The organism is Micromonospora sp. DT62, assembly GCF_049847285.1.
Taxonomy (GTDB): domain Bacteria; phylum Actinomycetota; class Actinomycetes; order Mycobacteriales; family Micromonosporaceae; genus Micromonospora; species Micromonospora reichwaldensis.
In genome coordinates, this window is record NZ_JBNCOB010000066.1 from 233 (window position 1) to 728 (window position 496).

At 68.3% G+C, this 496-nt stretch carries 1 protein-coding gene; it reads left to right on the forward strand.

The window, feature by feature from the left end; genetic code table 11:
• Positions 1 to 496 (forward strand): HAMP domain-containing protein (locus ACPXCB_RS31545; protein ID WP_425879774.1); only part of this gene is annotated, 496 nt, incomplete at both ends.

Here is a 496-nt window from a genome sequence, read left to right on the forward strand (position 1 = left end):
ACCAGCTGTCGTCGTTCGCCGACGAGGTGACGCGGGTGGCCCGCGAGGTGGGTACGGAGGGCAAGCTGGGCGGTCAGGCACAGGTGCGGGGCGTCGCCGGCACGTGGCGGGACCTGACGGACAACGTCAACTCGATGGCCTCGAACCTCACCGCCCAGGTGCGCAACATCGCCCAGGTCTCCACCGCCGTGGCGAAGGGGGACCTGTCGCAGAAGATCACCGTGGACGCCCGGGGCGAGATCCTGGAGCTGAAGTCGACGGTGAACACGATGGTGGACCAGCTGTCGTCGTTCGCCGACGAGGTGACGCGGGTGGCCCGCGAGGTGGGTACGGAGGGCAAGCTGGGCGGTCAGGCCCAGGTCAAGGGCGTCTCGGGTACGTGGCGGGACCTGACGGACAACGTGAACTCGATGGCGTCGAACCTGACGTCGCAGGTGCGCAACATCGCCTCGGTCACCACGGCGGTGGCGAAGGGCGACCTGTCGCAGAAGATCAC